Consider the following 2994-nt stretch of genomic DNA (forward strand, 5'->3'; position numbering starts at 1 on the left):
CGTGGCCGGCTGGCGTGCGGTCTACCTGCTGTCCGCCGTGTTGATGGCGGCGCTGGCGCTGCTGCTGTGGCGACGCCTGCCGGCCCTGCCGGTGCCGGTGGTGCCGCCGTCGTGGCGCACGCTGCTGGCGTCGATGGCCACGCTGCTGCGTGACGACCGCGCGCTGCGTGAGCGCGGGCCGCTGGCGCTGCTGTTGTTTGCCGGCCTCAACGTGTTCTGGGCGGCAGTGCCGCTGCCGCTGTCGGCACCGCCGTTGCACTGGTCCACCGCTGCGATCGGTGCATTGGGCCTGGCGGGCATCGTCGGTGCGCTGCTGGCGGCCTGGGTGGGCCATTGGATGGATCGCGGTTTCGCGGTGCGCGTCAGCCTCGCCGCACTGCTGTTGATGCTGGCAGCGTGGTGGCCGCTGCTGGGGTTGCCGCACTCGCTGGGGCTGCTGTTGCTGGGCGTGGTGCTGCTGGATCTGGGCGGGCAGGCGCTGCACGTGTCCAACCAGGCACTGCTGCTGCGTGCACCGGTCGAACAGCATGGGCGCCTGGTGGCGTTGTACATGCTGTTCTACGCGGTGGGCAGCGGCGCCGGTGCAGCTGCCGGCACCTGGGTGCAGGCACGCCACGGTTGGAACGCGGTATGCCTGCTGGGTGCCGGCATCGCGGCGTTGGCGCTGCTGTGGTGGGCGCGCGGGCGCCTGCGCCGCTAGCCGTGCGGCGGCTTACTTCACCTGGCGGCAGTCGCGCAGGTGGATGTGGCCGGTGTCGATGTTGTCGACCACGCCTTCCAGCTTCACCCAGTCTTCCAGCCGCAGGGTGGCACCCAGGGCGCGCTGGTCGTTGGCCAGTGCGCAGTGCACGGTGAAGTTGGCGTTGTTGTCACCGGATGACTGGCGCCCACCGATGCCACCGATGCCCTTCATCTTGGTCACCAGGTAGCCGACTTCGAAGGTCTTGTTGATGTTGTTGGCCTGGGCGGTATACACCTGCCCATCGATGATGAAGCGGCGCCCGAAATACTTCACGAACATCGGCTGGTACAGCGAATCGGTATCCGGCAGCGGGCCATCGGAAAACAGATTCTTCAGCGGCATCGTGTTGATGTTGCGCTGCAGTTTCTTCGCTTCCTTGCCCAGCACGGTGGACATGCCCACGGCAGTAGCCGGGGTCGGCTTGTCAAAGCCGCTGGAAATGCGCACGGCCTCGGCGATGGCCTCGCCTTCCTTGCCGGTCTTGAGCTGGTTCAGCCAGCCGCAGAACGCGCCGCGCACGTCCTCATCCTTGGCTGTCTGCCCACGGGCAAGTTTGGTGCCGAGCAGCACGGTGCCCTTGTTGCTGATGGACACCGCCGTCACCAGCGGCACCTTCAGATCCGTCTGCATGATGTACATCTGGCCTTCGGTCTCGGTGATGACATCACCGCTGACGAAGTTGTTGCCTTCATCCAGCGCCAGTTTGCGCAGCTGGCCGAGGCCGCTGCTGGGCTTCAGGCCGGGGATGGTGACTTCGGTGAGGTAAGTCTGGCCGTTGCGCGGGTCACCGACCGACTTGAAGTTCTGTTCGCAGGTGGCCGCCGTGGCGCTGACGGCGGCACCCAGGGCGCACGCAGCGGCGAGGGTGACGGGGAGAGTCCTTCTGTTCCACATGTGGCCGGTTCCTTGTGCTGGGAGTTCCATCTGGAGGCCGCGGCGTCCGGCGGCCCGCCCCGGGGTGGCGGGGATGCCGGCCATCATAAAGCGCTTGGCGTGACAGGCAAAACGACGCCCGGCCGCGCGCCGTGGCTCCGTCGCTGCAATGTTATAAACAGCGTAATAGTCTCCCGCGGCCACTGCGCGTAGCCTGACCGCATTGCACAGGAGCTTTGCCATGGGCCACGACCACGACCACCTGCCATCGGAAATCCGCCACGAGAAACCATTGTGGTGGGCGCTTGGCCTGACCACCACGTTCCTCGTGGTGGAAGTGGTGGGTGCCTTCTGGACCAACAGCCTGGCCCTGCTGTCCGATGCCGCGCACATGGCCACCGATACGCTGGCCCTGATGATCGCGCTGGTCGCGGTGCGGCTGAGCCGGCGCCCGCCGGATGCACGACGCACCTACGGCTATGCCCGCCTGGAAGCGCTGGGCGCGATGATCAACGGCGCGATGCTGTTCGTGGTGGCCGGCTACATCCTGTGGGAAGCCATCGCGCGCTTCCGCCAGCCGCAGGAAATCGCCTCCACCGGCATGCTGGTGATCGCGGCTTTCGGCCTGGTCATCAACCTCATTTCCATGCGGCTGCTGCAGGCCGGCAGTGGTGAAAGCCTCAACGTGAAAGGCGCCTACCTGGAAGTGTGGGCTGACATGCTGGGCTCGGTGGCGGTGATCGTCGGCGCGCTGCTGATCCGCTGGACCGGCTGGAAGCCGATCGACCCGATCCTGGCCGTGCTGATCGGCCTGTGGGTGCTGCCGCGCACCTGGGTGCTGATGCGCGAAGCGATCAACGTGCTGCTGGAAGGCGTGCCCAAGGGCACCGACGTGGCCAAGGTGCGCGCGGGGTTGACCGCGCATGCCGCCGTGCTCGATGTACACGATCTGCACGTTTGGGCCCTGGCATCGAGCACCCCGGCACTGACCGCGCACGTGGTGATGCGTGATGGTACCGACCCCGATGCGCTGCGCCGCGAACTGGGTGCACGCCTGCACGAAGAATTCGACATCGACCACGTGACCCTGCAGATCGAGGCGGATCATTGCGGCGAAGCGTGCGGGCAGCCGGTGAAGCACGCGCATGATCATGACCATGACCATGATGTGCAGGGCCATCATGGCCACGTGCATCGGTAGCAGGTCCTGGCTGGGTCGCGTCGGCTGCTCTTTGCGGGAAACCCTGGAAATCCCGCGCTGCGCGCGATAGTCGACTAGCTGTGTAAACCCACTACGTTGTTCAGCGGCACTCTGGAGATAGGTGGCTGGCCGCCGATCCCCATATGGGGACGGTGCCAGTTGTAGTGGTGCAGCCATT

3 protein-coding genes and 1 pseudogene are annotated in these 2994 nt (G+C 66.3%); 2 read left to right on the plus strand and 2 right to left on the minus strand.

Annotated elements, in window-relative coordinates; all coding sequences use genetic code 11:
* The coding region (locus tag DCO49_RS19765; protein ID WP_116865435.1) for an MFS transporter at positions 1 to 700 on the plus strand (700 nt) is incomplete at its 5' end.
* Between the two features lie 12 nt (positions 701 to 712).
* On the opposite strand, the gene DCO49_RS19770 is transcribed toward DCO49_RS19765, so the two are convergent.
* Positions 713 to 1636 (minus strand): hypothetical protein, encoded by a 924-nt coding sequence (locus DCO49_RS19770; protein ID WP_116865436.1) that lies wholly within the window; start codon positions 1634 to 1636, stop codon positions 713 to 715.
* 220 nt (positions 1637 to 1856) lie between these two features.
* On the opposite strand from DCO49_RS19770, the gene DCO49_RS19775 reads away from it, so the two are divergent.
* Complete coding sequence (locus DCO49_RS19775) at positions 1857 to 2816, plus strand: cation diffusion facilitator family transporter (protein WP_116865437.1); 960 nt, start codon at positions 1857 to 1859, stop codon at positions 2814 to 2816.
* A 74-nt stretch (positions 2817 to 2890) separates the two neighbouring features.
* Here the strand turns inward: DCO49_RS19775 and DCO49_RS19780 are convergent.
* Positions 2891 to 2994: pseudogene (locus DCO49_RS19780) on the minus strand (IS481 family transposase); the annotation flags it as partial.

Source organism: Stenotrophomonas sp. SPM, assembly GCF_003105135.1.
Lineage (GTDB): Bacteria > Pseudomonadota > Gammaproteobacteria > Xanthomonadales > Xanthomonadaceae > Stenotrophomonas.

Excerpts from the sequence above, each read along its gene's own strand:
- DCO49_RS19770 (WP_116865436.1), bottom strand. The coding sequence starts at position 1,636 with ATGTGGAACAGAAGGACTCTCCCCGTCACCCTCGCCGCTGCGTGCGCC.
- DCO49_RS19775 (WP_116865437.1), top strand. The coding sequence starts at position 1,857 with ATGGGCCACGACCACGACCACCTGCCATCGGAAATCCGCCACGAGAAA.